Below are 18,087 nucleotides of genomic sequence, written 5' to 3'. Positions count from 1 at the left end.
CTGTCAGTAACCGGGGTCTTCGCCGAACAGGTAGTCGGGATCGCGGCGGCGCGGGCGGCGCGCGTCGTCGTCCCCGCCGAAGGGCGAGCGATTCGTCTGGCCCGGCCAGGGCTTGTAGGGATCCTGACCGTAGAGATCCACGTCGCCCTGCGCGCGGCGGCTGCGCGGCGCGGGACGCTCGCCGAACGGGTCGAGGAAGTCGGATCGCGGCCGCTCGCCGGTCATGTTGCCGTAGTAGTCGCCCGCGACGCTCGCACCGTCGTCGCCGGCGAGGTCGCCGTCCTGCGCGTCGGGCCGCATGGCGTAGAGCGTCTCGCGCGGCACGAGGCGGTACTGGGTGTCCGCCATGCGCCCGTCGCCGCTGGTGCGGAAATGCTCGAGGAAACCGCCGCCGGCGATCCGCACGCCGCTGCGCGGGTCGATCGGCAGGTCGGCGATGAACGGGCGCGCCTCGGGGGAGGGGCCCCGCAGCGGCGTCTTGGCGACACCGTTCGCCCAGGCCGCCTGCAGGATCGCCGAGGCGATCGGCACCGAGACGTGGCCGCCGGTCTGGCCGCGGCCGAGCGTCTTGCGGGTGCCGTCGGCGTTGTCGTAGCCGACCCAGACCACCACGCTGATCTCGTTGGTCAGTCCGGCGAACCACGCGTCGTTCTCGTTCTCCGAGGTGCCGGTCTTGCCCGCGACGTAGGCCGAGACCTTCGCGAGCGCCGCGGCCGTGCCGTGCTGCGTCACGCCCTGCAGCATGGTCTTCAGCTGGTAGAAGGCCACGCGGTCCGCCGAGGCGATCCGCACCGGCTCCTTGGCGGCGTGCGTGTAGAGCGGCTTGCCGTCCCGCTCGACCGATTCGAGAGCGTAGGGCGCCGGGCGGGCGCCCTCGTTGGCCACCGCCGCGTAGAAGCCCGCGAGGTCGAGCATCCGCACCGGCTGCGCGCCGAGGACGAAGGGGTAGTAGGGCTCGCACTCGGCGTAGATCTGCGCCTCGAGGGCGATGTCGCAGACCCGCTTCAGGCTCGCCGGCGCCTTCGGGGCGATCCCGCCCTGGAGGAGCCGGGCGGTGACGAGGTTCTTGGAGAATTCCAGGCCGCGCCGCAGGGTCGTCGGTCCCGAGCCGCCGCCCTCGTAGTTCTTCGGCGACCAGGAATCGCCGGCCCCGCCGATGGGCGGCAGGGTCACGGCGGAATCCATCACCAGGGTGTTCGGCTGCAGGCCGGCATTGAGCGCGGCGAGGTAGGTCAGCGGCTTCAGGGTCGAGCCGGGCTGGCGCACCGTCTGGGTGACCCGGTTGAGCTGGCTCAGCGGGTAGGAGAAGCCGCCGGCCATCGCGAGGATCCGGCCGGTCTGGTTCTCCAATACCAGGGCCGCGCCCTGGACGGTCGGCCGGACGCGGAGCTGCGCGCGCGGGCCGCCCTTGCCGGCGCTGACCTTCATGCGGATCACGTCGTAGAGCTGCAGCTTGCCGCGGGCGATGCCGGGGTCGAGGGAGGCAGTGCGGCCGTCGGCGAGGCCGACCTTCACGCCGCCGCGGCCGGTTTCCAGCACCACGGCCAGCGGCCAATGAACGTCGTAGAGGACCGGGCGTGCGCTCTCGAGCGCCAGAAGCCACGCCGGCTTCTTCTGCGGCACGGCCGCGACCCTCTCGCCGCGGCGCGGCTTCGCCGCCGGCCCGGTCTCCGGCCTGGCATCGGATTTCGCGGCCTCCGGCCGCGCGCCGGTGACGGCGGGCGCGGCCGAGGCGGAGCCCTCCGGTGCCGGCGTCGCCGCCTGGATCCGCCGGACGCTGTCGGCGAGGTTGAGTTCCGGCCCCGTGAAGGCCTGACGGCCGGTGGCGCGCTCGTAATTGGCGAGGCCGTCCTGAAGGGCGTCCTCGACGGCGCGCTGCAGCCCCGCGTTGATCGTCGAACGGACGGTCAGCGAGCCGGAGGTCAGCGAATCCACGCCCGCGAAGGTCCGGGCCTCGCGATTGAGGAAATCCACGACGTAGAAGCCGGAATCGCGCCGCGCGGTCTCGATCGGCTTCAGACCGAGATCGGACTTGATCGCCGCGCTCATCTCGGCCTCGGTGATCGTCCCCTCTTCCTTGAGGCGGGCGAGCACGTAGGCGCGCCGCTCCCGCGCGCGGTCGGGGTACTTGTCCGGGCTGTAGAAGTTCGGCCCCTTGGGCATGCCGGCGAGGAGCGCCGCTTCCGGCAGGGTCAGCTGCCCCACCGGCTTCCCGAAATAGCTCTGCGCGGCCATCTCGATGCCGTAGGCGCCGCGGCCGAGATAGATGCCGTTGAGGTAGAGCCCCAGGATCTGCGGCTTCGTCAGGATGCGCTCCAGCCGCGACGCGACGATCATCTCGCGGATCTTGCGCTCGTAGGTGACGTCGTCGCCGACCGAGAGGTTCTTGACCACCTGCTGGGTGATGGTCGAGCCGCCCGCCGGCCGCCCCGGCGAGGCGAGGTTGGCGATGAAGGCGCGGATCACCCCGCGCTCGTCGATCCCGTGATGGGTCTCGAAGCGCTTGTCCTCGGCGGCGATGAAGGCCTTCTGGACGAGGTTCGGGACCGCCGTGATCGGCACCACGATGCGGCGGCCGTTCGGCTCCGACGCCTCGGCGAAGGGCTTGCCGGCGCCGTCGAGGATCCGGGTCATCCCCGGCAGGGCCTTGTCGCGCAGGGCCTCGGCGCTGGGCAGATCCTTGGTGGCGTTGTCGTAGAACTCGATCACCGCCTTCGCGTCGAAGGGCGAGTTCGCCGGGTTCTCGCCCTTGCAGAACTGCTTGTAGCTCGTGTTCAGCTCGGTCAGGTCGAGACCGTGCAGGATCTTAGGCGCGGCCGGACCGGCGACCGTGGACGGATCCTCCATCGCGGTGGTGATCAACTCGTCGAGATTGATGTCCTCGATGTCGAAGGCCTTGCGCATGTGGGCGCAGCCGTCGCGCAGCAGGCGCACCACCTCCGGGCCGTCCGTCGCGGGATCGAACTGCGTCCGGACCGCGTCCGGCCGTGTCGTGACCTGGCTGAGCGTCAGGGCGGTCGCGAACAGCTTGATCAGGATGGCGTTCATACGGGCCGGATTCGGGGGACGCGACGGGGCGAGCGCGGACCTTTCGGGAGCGCGCCTGAACAGGGCGTGCACAACGCGGCTGATTTAAGGAGACGCCGCACGGCAACGCTTTGGCCGGCTCCCACGTTCGTGAGGCGCGACGACGCCGGGGGGCCCATGATCAACGACCTGTGGTACAAGAACGCGATCATCTACTGCCTGTCCGTCGGCACGTTCATGGACGCCAACGGCGACGGCATCGGCGACTTCGCCGGGCTGGAGCGCCGACTGGACTACATCCAGGGCCTGGGCGCCACCGCGGTCTGGCTGATGCCGTTCCAGCCCTCGCCCAAGAAGGACGGCGGCTACGACATCGCCGACTATTACGGCGTCGATCCGGATTACGGCTCGCTCGGGGACTTCGTCGCCTTCACGCACGCCGCCAAGCAGCGGGGCCTGCGCGTCCTCATCGACCTCGTCGTCAACCACACCTCGGACCAGCATCCGTGGTTCCAGTCGGCCCGGTCCGACCCCAAATCGCCCTACCGCGACTGGTACGTCTGGTCGAAGGAGCGCCCCGCATCCGCCGACGAGGGCATGGTCTTCCCGGGCGTTCAGGAGACCACCTGGACCTACGACACCAAGGCCAAGGCCTGGTACTTCCACCGCTTCTTCAACTTCCAGCCGGATCTCAACACCGCCAATCCGGAGGTGCTGGCCGAGATCCTGAAGATCATGGGCTTCTGGATCCAGCTCGGCGTGTCCGGCTTCCGCATGGACGCGGTGCCGTTCGTCATCGCCGAGAAGGGCGCCGATGTCGGCGGCAAGCCCCGCGAGCAGTTCGAGATGCTGCGCGACCTGCGCGAGTTCCTGCAGTGGCGCCAGGGCGACGCGATCATCTTGGCCGAGGCCAACATCCTGCCGAAGCAGGACCTCGATTATTTCGGCGACGACGCCGACCGCATGCACATGATGTTCAACTTCCAGGTCAATCAGGCGACCTTCTACGCCCTGGCGGCCCACGATGCGCGGCCCCTCGTCAAGGCGATCGAGCGGACGAAGCCGCGCCCGCTCTCCTGCCAGTGGGGCATCTTCCTGCGGAACCACGACGAGCTCGATCTGGGACGCCTCACCGACAAGCAGCGCCAGAGCGTGTTCGACGCCTTCGGACCCGAGAAGGGGATGCAGCTCTACGACCGCGGCATCCGCCGCCGCTTCGCGCCGATGCTGGCCGGCGATCCCCGCCGGATCCGCCTCGCCTACTCGCTGATGTTCACCCTCCCGGGAACGCCGGTGCTGCGCTACGGCGACGAGATCGGCATGGGCGACGAGCTGGCTCTGCCGGAGCGCGACTGCGCCCGCACGCCGATGCAGTGGACGAGCGAGCACCAGGGCGGGTTCTCGACGGCCAAGCGCACCGTGCTGCCGCTGATCGACCACGGCCCCTACGGCTACGCGCACGTGAACGTCGCCGACCAGCGCCACGAGGAGGGCTCGCTGCTCAACTGGATGCAGAGCATGATCCGGCAGCGCAAGGAGGCGCCGGAGATCGGCTGGGGCGACGTCGTCGCGATGGAGACCGGGCGCCCGTCGGTCCTGGCGCTGCGCTACGCGTGGCGCGGCAATGCCATCCTGTGCGTCCACAATCTCGCGCCGGAGCCCGTCGAGGTCGCGATGGCGTCGGGATCCGAGGATCGCGAGCACGACATCCTCGTCGACCTGCTTACCGGCGCCCGCAGCGAGGTCAAGGACGACGGCCGCCACTGCCTGTTCCTGGAGGGATACGGCTACCACTGGTTCCGCGTCGGCGGGCTCGACGCGCTGCTGAAGCGGCGGCCGACGTGAGGAACACCGGGGCCCGGCTCGCCCTCGGCCGGCCGGCACGGTAGGACAGGCCGGAACGAGGTGGGACATGGCCCGGACGAAGCATCATCCCCCGGACACGACGATCGCTGACGTCCTGCCGGATCTCGCCGACGGCGAGGCCTACCTGCGCCAGGTCCTGAGCACCATGCGGATGTGCCAGAAGCATCACGGCGACGCCTGGGTGCGGATCGGCGTGACCGGCCGTTCCCCGACGCCGTCCTACCGGATCGACCGGCCGGACGAGACGGCGCCCGGCGACGGTGCCGTCGAGGCGGGCAGAGCCCTGTTCGGCGCCTATGGCGGGCGGTCCCACGACCGGTTCACCCAGGTCAACGCCGCGGAGACCCGCTGGAGCTCGCGGGCGCTCGGCATGGCCGAGATGCTGGCGCTTCACGACAGCCTGCGCCGCCCCAGGGGCGACGCGGCCTGAGCGTGCCGCGCAGGGTGCCGCCCACCCGCGTTCTACGCTAAACTGGGGCGGAGGGCGTCCGGAGCGGCGCCACCAACACGCGGGACGACATGCCAGGTACGCCACGCGCCGGGATCATCCCGGTCACGCCCTTCCAGCAGAATTGCACCCTGATCTGGGATGACGCCACCAAGGTCGGCGCCGTCGTCGATCCCGGCGGCGACCTCGATCGGATCGAGGCGGCGATCCGCGAGCAGGGCGTCACCGTCGAGAAGATCCTGCTGACCCACGGCCACGTCGACCACGCCGCCGGCGCCGACGAGCTGCGCGAGCGCCTCGGCGTGCCGATCGAGGGCCCGCATCAGGCCGACAAGTTCCTGCTCGATTCCCTGCCCGAGACGGCGGCCAATTACGGCCTCGGCGCCGCCCGGCCCGTCACGCCCGACCGGTGGCTCGACGAGGGCGACGCCGTGACGGTCGGCGGGCTCGGCTTCGACATCCTCCACTGCCCCGGCCACTCGCCCGGCAGCGTCGTGTTCGTGAGCCGGGACGCGCGCTTCGCCCTCGTCGGCGACGTGGTGTTCAAGGGCTCGGTCGGCCGCACCGACCTGCCCGGCGGCAACCACGAGCAGCTCATCCGCGCCATCAAGGACAAGGTCCTTCCGCTGGGCGACGACGTCGCCTTCATCCCCGGCCACGGACCGACCAGCACTCTCGGCGCGGAGCGCGTGTCCAACCCCTTCCTGCAGGATTGACGCGCATGGACAGGCGCCGCATCGGCCGCTCCGACCTGACGGTCGCGCCGTTCTGCCTCGGCGGCAACGTCTTCGGCTGGACGGCCGACGAGGCCGCGTCCTTCGCGATCCTCGACCGGTTCGTGGAGAGCGGCTTCGACTTCATCGACACCGCCGACGTCTACTCGCGGTGGGCCCCCGGCCATGTCGGCGGGGAATCCGAGGCGGTGATCGGCAAGTGGCTCGCGGCCCGTCCGGGCGCGCGCGACCGGATCGTCCTGGCGACCAAGGTCGGCATGGACCTCGGCGAGGCCGGCCAGGGCCTCTCGGCGGCCCATATCGAGCGGGCCTGCGAGGCCTCGCTGCGGCGCCTCGGGGTCGACCGGATCGACCTGTACCAGTCGCATCTCGACGACGCGGCGGTGCCCCTCGAGGAGACCCTGAGAGCGCACGAGCGCCTGATCGCGGCCGGCAAGGTCCGGGCGATCGGCGCCTCGAACTACACCGCGGCCCGGCTCAAGGAGGCGCTGGCGGTCTCGGCCTCCGCGGGCCTGCCGCGCTACGAGTGCTTGCAGCCCGATTACAGCCTCGCCCAGCGCGGCTACGAGGCCGAGCTTGAGCCGCTCTGCCGGGCCGAGCAGATCGGCGTGATCGGCTACTTCTCCCTGGCGGCCGGCTTCCTGACCGGCAAGTACCGCAGTGCCGACGACGCGACGGGACGCCCGCGGGAGAACCGGGTCGCCAAGTACCTGAACCCCCGCGGCCTCGCGCTGCTCGACGTCCTCGATTCGATCGCGCAGGCCCACGGCGCGAGTCCGGCCCAGGTCGCGCTCGCCTGGATCATCGCCCGCCCCGGCATCACCGCGCCCATCGCGAGCGCGACCTCCGTGGCGCAGCTCGACGAGCTGCTCGGCGCCGTCCGGCTGACGCTCGCACCCGGGGCGATCGACCGCCTGGATGCGGCGAGCGCGGGCGGCATCGAGGGCTAACGCAGCGTTAAGCGACGGGCGTCACAAAAGCGACGGGACGGGCCCGCCGCGGACCCGTAAAATCGTGCAATCTCAACGCGGAACCCCTATATCAGGCGGACCAAGCGAGAGTTCAGGCGCGGGCGCCCGAGGGCGCATCTGCTACCGACGCGATCAGGCCCGCCTGCCGAGGAAGTTCATGGCCGACACCCCCCAGACCGAGCCCGCCGATTACGGCGCGGAATCCATCCGCGTGCTGAAGGGCCTCGACGCCGTCCGCAAGCGGCCCGGCATGTATATCGGCGACACCGATGACGGCTCCGGCCTCCACCACATGGTGTACGAGGTCGTGGACAACGCCATCGACGAGGCCCTGGCCGGCCACGCCGACCTCGTCACCGTGACGCTCAACGCCGACGGTTCCTGCACGGTCTCTGACAACGGGCGCGGCATCCCGGTGGACATCCACAAGGAGGAGGGCGTCTCGGCGGCCGAGGTCATCATGACCCAGCTGCACGCCGGCGGTAAGTTCGACCAGAACTCCTACAAGGTCTCCGGCGGGCTTCACGGCGTCGGTGTCTCGGTGGTGAACGCCCTGTCGTCATGGCTGCGCCTGCGCATCTGGCGCAACGACAAGGAGCACGCGATGGAGTTCCGCCACGGCGACGCCGTGGCGCCCCTGGAGATCATCGGGCCCGGGAACGGAAGGCGCGGCACGGAAGTCACCTTCCTGCCGTCGACCGACACCTTCACGATGATCGAGTTCGACTACGGCACGCTGGAGAAGCGCCTGCGCGAGCTCGCCTTCCTCAATTCCGGCGTCCGCATCGTCCTGACCGACGCCCGCCACGCCGAGAAGAAGCGCGAGGAGCTGTACTACGAGGGCGGCATCGAGGCCTTCGTCCGGTACCTCGACCGCTCCCGCAAGCCGATCGACGGGATGACGAGCCCCGTCGTCGTCAGCTCCGAGCGCGATGGAATTCGCGTCGAGGTCGCGTTCTGGTGGAACGACTCGTTCAACGAGACGGTCCTGCCCTTCACCAACAACATCCCGCAGCGCGACGGCGGCACCCACATGGCCGGTTTCCGCGCCGCCCTGACGCGCCAGATCACCGGCTACGCCGAGTCCAGCGGCGTCGCCAAGCGGGAGAAAGTCTCGCTGACCGGCGAGGATTGCCGCGAGGGGCTCACCGCGGTCATCTCGGTGCAGGTGCCGGACCCCAAATTCTCGTCGCAGACCAAGGACAAGCTCGTCTCGTCCGAGGTGCGCCCGGCCGTGGAGAACGTGCTCAACGAGGGCCTGTCCACGTGGCTCGAGGAGAATCCGAGCCAGGCGCGGTCGGTGATGGGCAAGGTGGTGCTGGCGGCCTCAGCCCGCGAGGCCGCCCGCAAGGCGCGCGAGACCGTGACCCGCAAGGGTGCGCTCGACATCGCCTCGCTGCCCGGCAAGCTCGCCGACTGCCAGGAGCGCGACCCGACCAAGTGCGAGATCCTGCTGGTGGAGGGCGATTCCGCCGGCGGCTCGGCCAAGCAGGGCCGCGACCGGACCTTCCAGGCCGTGCTGCCCCTGCGCGGCAAGATCCTCAACGTCGAGCGCGTGCGCGCCGACCGGATGCTGTCCTCCGCGGAGATCGGCACCCTGATCACGGCGCTGGGCGCCGGGATCGGGCGCTCCTCCACGGACCGGGAGGGCTTCAACCCGGAGAAGCTGCGCTACCACCGCATCATCATCATGACCGACGCGGACGTGGACGGCTCGCACATCCGCACGCTCCTGCTCACCTTCTTCTTCCGGCAGATGCCGGAGCTGATCGAGCGCGGCCACCTCTACATCGCGCAGCCGCCGCTCTACAAAGCCGAGCGCGGCCGCCGGGCGATCTACCTGAAGGACGAGCGCGCCCTCGAGGATTACCTGATCGACCAGGGCACCGACGGCGCGATCTTGCGACTCTCCACCGGCGCGGAATTCGCCGGGGCGCAGCTCAAGAGCCTCGTCGAGGAGGCCCGGACGTTCCGGAGCATCCTGCAGGGCTTGCACACGCGCTACGACCGCTCCGTGGTCGAGCAGGCGGTGCTGGCCGGCGCCTTCGATGCCGAGGCGGCGTCGCAGGCGGGTGAGGCCGAGGTCCTGGCCGACATGACCGCCCGCCGGCTCGACGCGATCGCCGACGAGATCGAGCGGGGCTGGCAGGGCGAGTCGTTCGAGGACGGCTATCGCCTCAGCCGGACGCTCCGGGGCGTTCGGCAGGTCTCGACCCTCGACGCCGGGCTGATCACCTCGCAGGAGGCCCGGCGCCTCTCCGAGCGGGCCGACGCCTTCCGGGAGATCTACGGCGAGCCGGCCACGCTGATGCGGAAGTCCGACGAGACGGTGCTCCACGGGCCCGTGGCGCTCTTCGAGGCGGTGATGGCCTTCGGCCGCAAGGGCCTTCAGCTCCAGCGGTACAAGGGCCTCGGCGAGATGACCGCCCAGCAACTCTGGGAGACCACGCTCGACCGCGACGTGCGCTCGCTGCTGCAGGTCAAGGTCAAGGACGTCACCGATGCCGACGACCTGTTCGTGAAGCTGATGGGCGACGTGGTCGAGCCCCGGCGCGAGTTCATCCAGGAGAACGCGCTGAGCGTCGCGAACCTGGACGTGTGACGCACACCGCTGCTGGCCATTCCACGTGTTTGTGAGAAAGATCTGAGACTACCTGAGAAATGTCTAAACACGCTCAAGCACTCAAACTGAGCGGCTTGGCGGCCCGTATTCAAGATTGCGTTCGGGGCTCCTCAAACGCCTGCGCCTCGACCGCAATAGAACGAGCGATCGGGCAATCATTTACTGACCCGCTTCCGGCTACAGTCGGGAGCGGGCCTTCTAAAAGAAAGGCACGTTGACCGCTCAACAGGCGAGATCGGGAAGACTGTGCGACCGACTCTACGTATCGCCGCGTAGCGGTGCCGCGCAATCATCAGATCTTTAATGAGTTATTAAGCCGATACTGTTGCGTCATGTTATGGCGCCTAATGAACTGCTCGTTTTGCATTCGCTAAGGCGGTCGTACGCTTTTTTACCCTGAATTCTGTTGATTGCTTGAAGCTGAAATCTGGTAAACTATCCGATTTACTGTATAACAAATTACATGCTCGTCATGGCATCATGACTGTTTTGGGAACACCACGATTGATTGTTCATTTCTAGCTTCCTCGCATGGTAGGTCCCACCGTTACGCCTCGCCCCGGCTTAAGACGGCGCCATCGACAATGCGGAAGGAAGAGGTTGTCACATGGATAGCGCATGGGTAGCTAATCTTATTCGATGCTGGCGCGATGATCCCGGCGCTTCCTATCGGACGTGGTTCCTGTGGGAAGAGCGCATCAAAAACTTCCGGTCGATCCGACGCGGCCTTCATGCCGTGGTGGACGAGATTCAAGCAGACACTTTTGGCAATGCCTACCGGGGCTCCTCACTGGAGACTGTTGTCCACTCGATCGCCGAGCAGCGTCAGGTATTCAAAGGTGCCGATCACGCATTCCTCTGGAAACCGAAGCTGCGCATTCCCGATATCTATGAGGATCGGCACAACCAACTTGCATTCGGGCGTTTCCTAGACGCCTGCCTGTGCTGCAACGCCGAGGCGCAGGTTTTGGCGGCAGTCCAAGCGCTCGATCAAGCGCGGATCAAGGGCCTGGGGCCAGCCGCTGCGAACCTCCTCTACTTCCTGCACCCAACCTGGGTGCCGCCGTTCAACACCGCTATCGTAAAGGGTTACAACGCGCTCACAGGCGCGAAGGTGAAGCTCGGGCGCTGGGACGAGTATCTGGCGATGCGGCGCGGCATCGTGGAGCTCAACGAAACACATCGGTCGCTGCTGTCCAACGATTTCGGGGCCGGCGCGGGATTCCTGTTCGACGTCGGATCGGGACGTTATCCGTTGCCGGACCTGGATGGAGACCAAGCCTTGGCGCGCTGGCGGGAGGATCTCGACCGCGTCCGCACGGAAGCCGCGGCGACGGCGTCGCGTTCGGTCCAAGCCGGGCGCGAGGCCGAGCATACGCACACCGAGGTCCAGGGCTGGCTGCGCGACCTCGGACTCGCCCTCGGCTACGACGTCTGGATCGCTTCGAACGACGGCAACCGGCCCTACGGGTCCGGGCAGCTGTCCGACGGCTGCCTGGACCGTCTGCCGGCGAGCCTCGCCGCGAAGGGGTCGACGGAGACGGTGCGCCTGATCGACGTGCTCTGGATCGGCAAGGGGACCGCGGACGTGGCGGCCGCGTTCGAGGTGGAGCACACGACCAGCATCTACTCGGGCATCGTGCGCATGCTCGACCTCGCGCTCGGCGTCGAGGGCGCCACGGCCCGCAACTTCTTCCTGGTCGCACCGGACGACCGGGAGGGCGATGTCCGCGCCCAGTTCGCGCGGCCGGCGTTCTCCCGCGTCGCGGAGCTGGACCTACGCTATCTGCCCTACAGCGAGCTGCGCGGCCATCGCGAGGCCATCGCCCGCTTCGGCAGCGGCCTGAAGGGCGTGCTCGCCATCGCCAAGCCGATCTCGCGGGGGACGTGAGACCCAAGGTCGGACCGCGGAACGCCGCCGTGGGCCGTCACCGATGATGTCGCCGGATCGGCCGCGGCCACGGACGTACCTTCCGTAACGCGGACGCCGGCCCGACGCAGGTCAGTGGTCGGTGCACCGGCGCAGTCATCCGCCCGGTCTCCCACGACATGAAGGAGGGGATGCGGCGCGTGCCGAGGGGGCCTGTCTCGGAACGCATCGGGTCGAGCGCGGATGCACGGCGCCCCGCCGAACTGCCGGGCCGCGCGGCCGGCGGGGGTGTTGCCCCGCGATCACATCGACCACGGAACGCGCCAGGGGAGCTACGGCCGGCTTGATCCTCCCACGTGGGAAGGCGGCAGCCTCTCGGCAACCTGACATGTCGCCCGGCCCCATGCCGCGGCCCATCTGGGGGACCGCAGGTGGCATCGATCCCGCAAAACAATACCTCTCCGACGCGTCGGAAGTTCGTCTCCGGCCTCGGCGCCTGCGCCGCCATGGGCCTCGCGGCGCGCGACCGCTCCGCCTTCGCCCTCACGAGCCCTAGCGAGCCCACCGTGCCGCGCGCGGCCACGTACGACCTGACCCTGGCACGCGGCACGGTCGACAAGACCGGCACCCCGACCTGGGCCAACACCATCAACGGCGGCGTGCCCGGGCCGGTGCTGCGCTGGCGCGAGGGCGACGTCGTCACCATCAACGTCCGCAACGAACTGCCCGAGATGACGGGCATGCACTGGCACGGCATCATCCTGCCCAACGACATGGACGGTGTGCCCGGCCTGGAGTTCCCGGGCATCCAGCCGGGCGAGACCTTCACCTACCGCTTTCCCGTGCTGCAGAGCGGCACCTACTGGTACCACAGCCATATGGGCTACCAGGAGCAGAAGGGGGTCTACGGCGCGCTTATCATCGAGCCGCGCGGCCGTGACTTGGTCCAGGCGGACAGAGACTACGTCGTGATCCTCAGCGACTGGACCGACGAGGATCCCGAGCGCATCCAGAACAAGCTCAAGTACCAAGCCGACTACTACAACTTCGGCAAGCGCACAGTCCGGACGTTCTTCGCCGACGCCGAGCGAAGCGGGCTCGCCGATACGATCAAGGAGCGCTGGCACGAGTCCGAGTCGCGCATGGACCCCTCCGGCCTGGAGGCGCCGTCCGGCGAGACCTACACCTACCTGATGAACGGGCAGCCGCCTGGGGCCAACTGGACGGCGCTGTTCCGGCCCGGGGAGCGGGTCCGGCTGCGCATCATCAACGCCTCCGCGGCGACGTACTACGACGTGCGCATCCCGGGACTGGCCATGAGCGTGGTCAACGTCCACGGCAACGATGTCGTCCCGGTGCAGGTCGACCAGTTTCGCATCGGTGTGGCCGAGACCTACGACGTGATCGTGCGCCCGCGCGAGGCGCGGGCCTATACGATCTTCGCGCAGGACCTCGGCCGCTCCGGATACGCCCGCGGCACGCTCGCGCCCCGGCCGGGGATGGAGGCCGAGATCCCGCCCTTCGACCCGCGGCCTCTGCGGACCATGACCGACATGGGCATGCAGGGCATGATGGGCCGCGACCAGATTGGCGCGTCGCACCCCGACGGCTCGCGCATCGGCGGCATCCTCGGCGAGCACGCCCACGAGATCGTCCCCGACAAGCGTCGCCTCGCCGGCTACCAACCCATGGCGAAGTTGCCGCCGGGCGTCGAACTCGACGAGACCGGCGTCGAGGTCCAGATGAAGCCGAAGATGCTGACGGACCGGACCCGCATCCCGGGCGACGGCCTGAACCAGCTGAACCGCCGCGTGCTGACCTACGCGGACCTGCGCTCGATCAACCCTGCGGTCGCCGACCGCCCGCCGACCCGCGAGATCGTGCTCAGGCTCAGCGGCAACATGCAGCGGATGATCTGGGGCTTCGACGGCAAGAAGTTCACCGAGGTCGGCCCCATCGACGTGACGGTCGGCGAGCGGTTCCGGCTCGTGATGGTCAACGAGACGATGATGAGCCACCCCATCCATCTGCACGGCATGTGGATGGAGCTGGAGAACGGCCACGGCCGGCACCGGCCCTATCTCCACACCGTCAGCGTGGCACCGGCCGAGAAGCTGTCGATGCTGGTCACGCCCGTGGCGACGGGGCAGTGGCCGCTGCACTGCCACATCCTGTACCATTTCGAGGCCGGCATGTTCCGCACCCTCCGCGTCCTGCCGAAGGGGGCCTGATGCGTGCGCCGGCAACCTTCTCCCTTGCTGTCATGCTCCTCGCCCTCGCTCCCTCGGCCGCATTCGCTCAGAGCGTCACGGGCCTCCTCAACGGCGGCACCCGCCTCGGGCCGGACACGCTCCAAGGTGCTGCGCCCTATGGAAATCCCATCCGCGACGACCGGGTCTACGCCCACGCCTTCCTCGACCAGTTCGAGGGCCGCCTCGGGAGCGAAAGCTACTTCCGCTACGACGGTCAGGCCTGGATCGGTGACGACTACAACAAGCTTTGGCTGAAGTCGGAGGGCCGCTACAACGCCGACAATCGGGGCCGCTTCTCGGACGGCGACCACGAAGCCCTCTACGCCCGGCCGATCTCGACCTACTTCGACATGCAGGTCGGCGTGCGTTCGGACATCGACAGCCTGCGCAACCGGACCTGGGCTGCCTTCGGCATCCAGGGCCTCGCCATCGGGTTCTGGAACCTCGAACTGACCGGCTACGCCAGCGACAACGGACGCTTCGCCTTCCGAGGCAACGCCTCCTACGACCTCTACCTGACGCAGCGCCTCATCCTGCAGCCGCAGATTGAGATGAACGCCTACTCGAAGGCCGATCGTGGTCGGGAACTCGGTTCGGGCGTCTCGGACATCGATATGGGCCTGCGCCTGCGCTACGAATTCACCCGCGAAATCGCGCCTTACGTGGGCCTCTCCTACCAGCAGTTCCTCGGCGGAACGGCGGACTCCCGGCGCCGGTCCGGCGAGGGCAGCGGGGACCTGCGGGCGCTGGCCGGTCTGCGCCTCTGGTACTGAGCCGCGTCCCGACGGCCCAAGGCACCGCACCGTGTCGCGAAGCCGGGGCGCAGGGTAGCCGTCCGATGCCGCGAAGGGATTCGAGGCCGCAGCATATCGTTTGAAGACCACGGCTGACGTGTCAGACGTCTACATCGGGCACGTCCGACACGCCCGACGCGATGCCTCCCTCCACAGAACCAAGGACATCGACCGTGCCGCTCGCCTCTCGCCCGATCATCTCTGCGCTGTGGCTACTGGCCGGCCTTTGTTCCGCGGAAGCGCAGGCCGTCACGGAGCCGGGGATGAAGGGCTTCGGGATCAGGGCGGTGGAAGGGAGGACACTTCCCGAGATGCTCGGCCGCTGCGCCGCCGCCGACAGAGGCGAGGCCGCCCTCGCTCCGGGCGAGACCCCGGAATTGCTGTCCGCGCGGTGCGACCAACTCCGGCGTTCGCTCAGGACCCAGCCGGGCAACACCGCCCAAAGGCGCTGAGCCGCAGCCCGCCGACGCGGACGTCCGCCAGGTACGTGCGGCTGGCGCGCCAAAGCCCCGGATCGCCAGCCGATCCGGACCGAGCCCGTCATTTCGTCGAGTCGGCCTCGACGCGCGTCGACGGGGCTGGTGCGGACCCACCCCCCGGCCGCGCGGGGTCGACGGCGAGGGCGTCGAGCAGCGGGCATTCCGGCCGCTCGTCGCCGGGACAGGTCCCTGCGAGATCCCGCAACGAGGCCGCGGCGTTCGCGAGCGCGGCGGCGCGTCGTTCCATGTCGGTCGCGCGCCGGAGGGCCAGGTCCTTCACCCCGGCGCTGGCACGCGCCTCGTCGCGCCACAGGCGCAGCAGCATGGCGGTGTCAGCGACGGAGAAGCCGAGCAGGCGGGCCCGGTGTACGAACCGCAGCGTGTGCACCTCGTCCTCGGCGTAGACCCGATGGCCCGAGACCGACCGGGTCGGCGCCGGGATCAGGCCGGCGCGCTCGTAATAGCGGATCATCTTGGGCGAGATCCCGCAGGCGCGTGCCGCCTCCCCGATTCTCATCACCCGCCCTCCCGGTTCGTCGAGGTCCCGCGAACGCCCGGCTCGGGCGAACCCGGGAAGAACCCGAGGCGCGGCCGCATCGCGCGCGGCCGACCGGGTCCGCGCGGCCGCAGGTCCCGCGGCGGCGCCGGGGCAGGGATCGACGGCGGCGGAACCCCGAGCGCCGCGCGCCCGTCTGCCTTCATGCCCGAGTGCAGCCGCACCGGAACCGCGTCCGGCGCGCCAACCGGGTAGGGGGAAGGAGCGTGTCCGCAATCGGTGAAACGCAGGGCGAGAGCGCGCATCGGCTAGGCCGCCTCCCGCGTCGACATCGACCTCGCGATGCCCGGCCGAACGCCGGCCGGGAGCTCGACGGCCCGCGTGACCTCGGCGAAGCGCGCGGCGGCGTCCGACCAATCCTGGGCGAAATCGAACAGCTCCCTGAGGGCGGGCGCAATCTCCTTGTAGGCCGCGAGCGCCGCCACGAGGGCTCCGAGGGAAAGGCGACCTTGCACGACGAGATACCCGCCGATCAGGAAGAAGAAGAACGGCGTGAGGTTGGACGTGTAGTTGTACAGGCTCTTGATGCCGCCCTTCATGTCGTTGATGGCGACCCGCACCCGCTCGAGCTCCTCAACGTGGGCCATCCGCCGCCGCAACGACGAGGCGTGCGGATCGCGGGCCGCCGCGGACGGGGCCAAGCCCGGCGGCCCGGCGGCCTCGGGCGTCGTGACGAAGGCACCCAGGGCGCGTGTGGCGAGGACGCGCTGCCGCACCTTCGCGTTCAGGCGTCGCTGAAGGCGGGGCAGGACCGTGAGCTGCACCGGCAGCATGATCAGCGCGGCGAAGCCCAGGGCGACGTCCTGAAGCAGGAGGAAGGCGACGCTCGTGACCAGCACGCCCCCCTGAACGATGGGGACCGCGACGAGGCTGCCGCCGAAATATCCGATGGGCTCGACCTCCTGGACCGCCACGGCGGCGAGCGTCGTCCGGCCGTCGGCCGAGCGCTCCGTGCGCGCGCGCCGTAGGACGGCCAGGCGCAGGCGGCGCACGACGCGCTCGTTGACGCGTCCGCGGACCCGGTTCGCCGCGTACTTCGTGAGCCCGTTCAGGGTGAGGACGGCGAGGTAGCCGGCGCACAGGGCGAACAGGAGTTCCGTCCGGCCCAGCGGAAGGCCGAGGAAGGTCATGCCCGGATGCCCGTCGCCCCGCGCGTCGGCGAGCGCATGGTTGACGATGTGCTTGGGTATCTCAAGGGTCAGCCAGGCCGCCGGCAACGTCGCGAGCGACAGGAAGACCAAGCGGACCTGGATGCCCAGGGTGGCGTCCAGGACGTATGCCTCCAGGCGCCGGCCCGGTCGGAGCCCGACGCTTCGATGCCGACGGCCGCGGGACGGGGCGGTCCGCTGGCCATCGGTGGATCCCCCAGCACCGCCACCGGGACCGTCCGACGAACGCCGATGGCGGCGCAACGCGGCGCGGCCGAGAAGCCATGCGGTCCACGCTGGCGCCACGACGAAGATGAGGACGGCGTCGGCGACGATCCACCAGTGGCCGTGCGGGTAGTCGAGGCCCGTGAGCCTGTGGGCGAGGGCGTGGATGGCTTCGATTACCGTCACTGAGCAGCTCGGTTCGAATTTCCGGGAAGTGAGGGCGCGGTTCGTGGTCCGGCGTTCGAGATGGTCTTAGTCGGCACCCGGCGGCCCTGCCTTTCGTGCGTCCCCCTCCGAGGAGATGCCGTCCTCGACGGGCGCACGGTCGCCCACGTCCCGTGCAGCGGGGCGCGCCCATCGACCTACGGTCCCCGTGTTCGGTTCGAACCGGACGGTCCGGAATGTCCCGAAGGCGAACTGGCGTCTCGTGCGGATCGAACAGGGCGTGAGGCCCGCCCGCTCGACGGCCTTGCGGGAGGCGGCGTTGTCGGCGTCGACGAAGGCCACCAAGCGTCGTTTGCCCTGCGATCGGGCGCGTTCGGCGATCAGGTGCACGGCGGCCGCCATGACACCCAGGCCGCGGAAGCCCACCGGCGTGAAGGCGTTCTCCAGCATGGCCTCGTCGGCCGCCAGGACCGGCAGGGCGCCGGACCGCCGGACCGCGTCGCCGTAACCCGGCCCGGTGAGCCACTGTATATGACAAACTCGGCCCGACGCGTCGTCGACGAGCGCGTAGCAGCGGCTCGGCAGGACGCCATGCGCGGCGGCGCGCAGTCGCCACATGACGTCGTCGCGTTCGCGCTCGGCCGCCTCGTCGCCCCCGACGGGGAAGAGGGCCGGCAGGTCGTCCGGTCGGAAATCGCGCAGCCGGACCGGGATCCTGGCAGCCGGCGATTCGACGGGGACCGTCAGATTCCGCTCAAAACCAATCGACACGCGCTCGGAGTAGAGACCGAGGGCCATGCGGCGGGCCAACCTGGCGCGCAGCATGGCCCATCCATCGCCGAGGGAGCCGTCGCCGCGCGCTTGCGGGTAGGGCTTGAACGTCATGCCGGGCCTGCCTCGCCTGTCCGGAGACGCGCGAAGGCGACCGT

Annotated in this window: 12 protein-coding genes; 8 read left to right on the top strand and 4 right to left on the bottom strand. The window is 69.4% G+C overall.

The genetic code is table 11. The features are described 5' to 3' along the window. Positions 1-3: 3 nt before the first annotated feature. Positions 4-3,048, bottom strand: a complete 3,045-nt coding sequence (locus ACX9MN_RS04895; protein WP_489723817.1) for a penicillin-binding protein 1A — start codon at positions 3,046-3,048, stop codon at positions 4-6. Positions 3,049-3,204: 156 nt separating this feature from the next. Between ACX9MN_RS04895 and ACX9MN_RS04890 the strand changes: the two genes are divergently transcribed. The 8 genes from ACX9MN_RS04890 to ACX9MN_RS04855 all read left to right on the top strand — a co-directional run bounded on the left by ACX9MN_RS04890 (position 3,205) and on the right by ACX9MN_RS04855 (position 14,564). Then, entirely contained in the window at positions 3,205-4,872 is a 1,668-nt protein-coding gene (locus tag ACX9MN_RS04890) for an alpha-amylase family protein (RefSeq protein WP_489723816.1), read from the top strand. A 67-nt stretch (positions 4,873-4,939) separates the two neighbouring features. Beyond that, positions 4,940-5,323, top strand: a complete 384-nt coding sequence (locus ACX9MN_RS04885; RefSeq protein WP_489723815.1) for a hypothetical protein — start codon at positions 4,940-4,942, stop codon at positions 5,321-5,323. Between the two features lie 89 nt (positions 5,324-5,412). After that, a complete protein-coding gene (locus ACX9MN_RS04880; RefSeq protein ID WP_020091678.1) occupies positions 5,413-6,057 on the top strand; it encodes an MBL fold metallo-hydrolase in 645 nt (214 codons plus the stop codon). A gap of 5 nt (positions 6,058-6,062) precedes the next feature. Continuing rightward, on the top strand, positions 6,063-7,025 hold the full coding sequence (locus tag ACX9MN_RS04875; protein WP_489723814.1) for an aldo/keto reductase: 963 nt from the start codon (positions 6,063-6,065) through the stop codon (positions 7,023-7,025). Between the two features lie 178 nt (positions 7,026-7,203). After that, the gene (gene gyrB / locus ACX9MN_RS04870) at positions 7,204-9,648 is read left to right on the top strand and encodes a DNA topoisomerase (ATP-hydrolyzing) subunit B (protein WP_489723813.1); all 2,445 of its coding nucleotides are present in this window, start codon (positions 7,204-7,206) and stop codon (positions 9,646-9,648) included. Between the two features lie 628 nt (positions 9,649-10,276). Continuing rightward, positions 10,277-11,560, top strand: coding sequence for a type II restriction endonuclease (locus ACX9MN_RS04865; protein WP_331327760.1), 1,284 nt, complete (start codon positions 10,277-10,279; stop codon positions 11,558-11,560). A 410-nt stretch (positions 11,561-11,970) separates the two neighbouring features. Continuing rightward, a complete protein-coding gene (locus ACX9MN_RS04860; RefSeq protein ID WP_331327761.1) occupies positions 11,971-13,770 on the top strand; it encodes a copper resistance system multicopper oxidase in 1,800 nt (599 codons plus the stop codon). After that, positions 13,770-14,564, top strand: a complete 795-nt coding sequence (locus ACX9MN_RS04855; RefSeq protein WP_331327762.1) for a copper resistance protein B — start codon at positions 13,770-13,772, stop codon at positions 14,562-14,564. The genes ACX9MN_RS04860 and ACX9MN_RS04855 overlap by 1 nt, the downstream gene beginning before the upstream one ends. Before the next feature lie 561 nt (positions 14,565-15,125). Here the strand turns inward: ACX9MN_RS04855 and ACX9MN_RS04850 are convergent. The 3 genes from ACX9MN_RS04850 to ACX9MN_RS04840 all read right to left on the bottom strand — a co-directional run bounded on the left by ACX9MN_RS04850 (position 15,126) and on the right by ACX9MN_RS04840 (position 18,043). Beyond that, positions 15,126-15,581 (bottom strand): MerR family DNA-binding transcriptional regulator, encoded by a 456-nt coding sequence (locus tag ACX9MN_RS04850; RefSeq protein WP_331327763.1) that lies wholly within the window; start codon positions 15,579-15,581, stop codon positions 15,126-15,128. A gap of 287 nt (positions 15,582-15,868) precedes the next feature. Next, the gene (locus ACX9MN_RS04845; protein ID WP_331327764.1) at positions 15,869-17,179 is read right to left on the bottom strand and encodes an ABC transporter ATP-binding protein; all 1,311 of its coding nucleotides are present in this window, start codon (positions 17,177-17,179) and stop codon (positions 15,869-15,871) included. 66 nt (positions 17,180-17,245) lie between these two features. After that, complete coding sequence (locus ACX9MN_RS04840; protein ID WP_331327765.1) at positions 17,246-18,043, bottom strand: GNAT family N-acetyltransferase; 798 nt, start codon at positions 18,041-18,043, stop codon at positions 17,246-17,248. Between the last annotated feature and the right edge of the window lie 44 nt (positions 18,044-18,087).

It is taken from the genome of Methylobacterium sp. 1A (genome assembly GCF_058072805.1).
The sequence above is the reverse complement of the archived record's forward strand: the minus strand, read 5'-3'. Positions and strand labels throughout refer to the sequence as shown.

What these genes read in the sequence shown, in the direction of transcription:
- ACX9MN_RS04895 (WP_489723817.1), bottom strand. Translation starts at nt 3,048, where the DNA reads ATGAACGCCATCCTGATCAAGCTGTTCGCGACCGCCCTGACGCTCAGC.
- ACX9MN_RS04890 (WP_489723816.1), top strand. Translation starts at nt 3,205, where the DNA reads ATGATCAACGACCTGTGGTACAAGAACGCGATCATCTACTGCCTGTCC.
- ACX9MN_RS04885 (WP_489723815.1), top strand. Translation starts at nt 4,940, where the DNA reads ATGGCCCGGACGAAGCATCATCCCCCGGACACGACGATCGCTGACGTC.
- ACX9MN_RS04880 (WP_020091678.1), top strand. Translation starts at nt 5,413, where the DNA reads ATGCCAGGTACGCCACGCGCCGGGATCATCCCGGTCACGCCCTTCCAG.
- ACX9MN_RS04875 (WP_489723814.1), top strand. Translation starts at nt 6,063, where the DNA reads ATGGACAGGCGCCGCATCGGCCGCTCCGACCTGACGGTCGCGCCGTTC.
- gyrB (WP_489723813.1), top strand. Translation starts at nt 7,204, where the DNA reads ATGGCCGACACCCCCCAGACCGAGCCCGCCGATTACGGCGCGGAATCC.
- ACX9MN_RS04865 (WP_331327760.1), top strand. Translation starts at nt 10,277, where the DNA reads ATGGATAGCGCATGGGTAGCTAATCTTATTCGATGCTGGCGCGATGAT.
- ACX9MN_RS04855 (WP_331327762.1), top strand. Translation starts at nt 13,770, where the DNA reads ATGCGTGCGCCGGCAACCTTCTCCCTTGCTGTCATGCTCCTCGCCCTC.
- ACX9MN_RS04850 (WP_331327763.1), bottom strand. Translation starts at nt 15,581, where the DNA reads ATGAGAATCGGGGAGGCGGCACGCGCCTGCGGGATCTCGCCCAAGATG.
- ACX9MN_RS04840 (WP_331327765.1), bottom strand. Translation starts at nt 18,043, where the DNA reads ATGACGTTCAAGCCCTACCCGCAAGCGCGCGGCGACGGCTCCCTCGGC.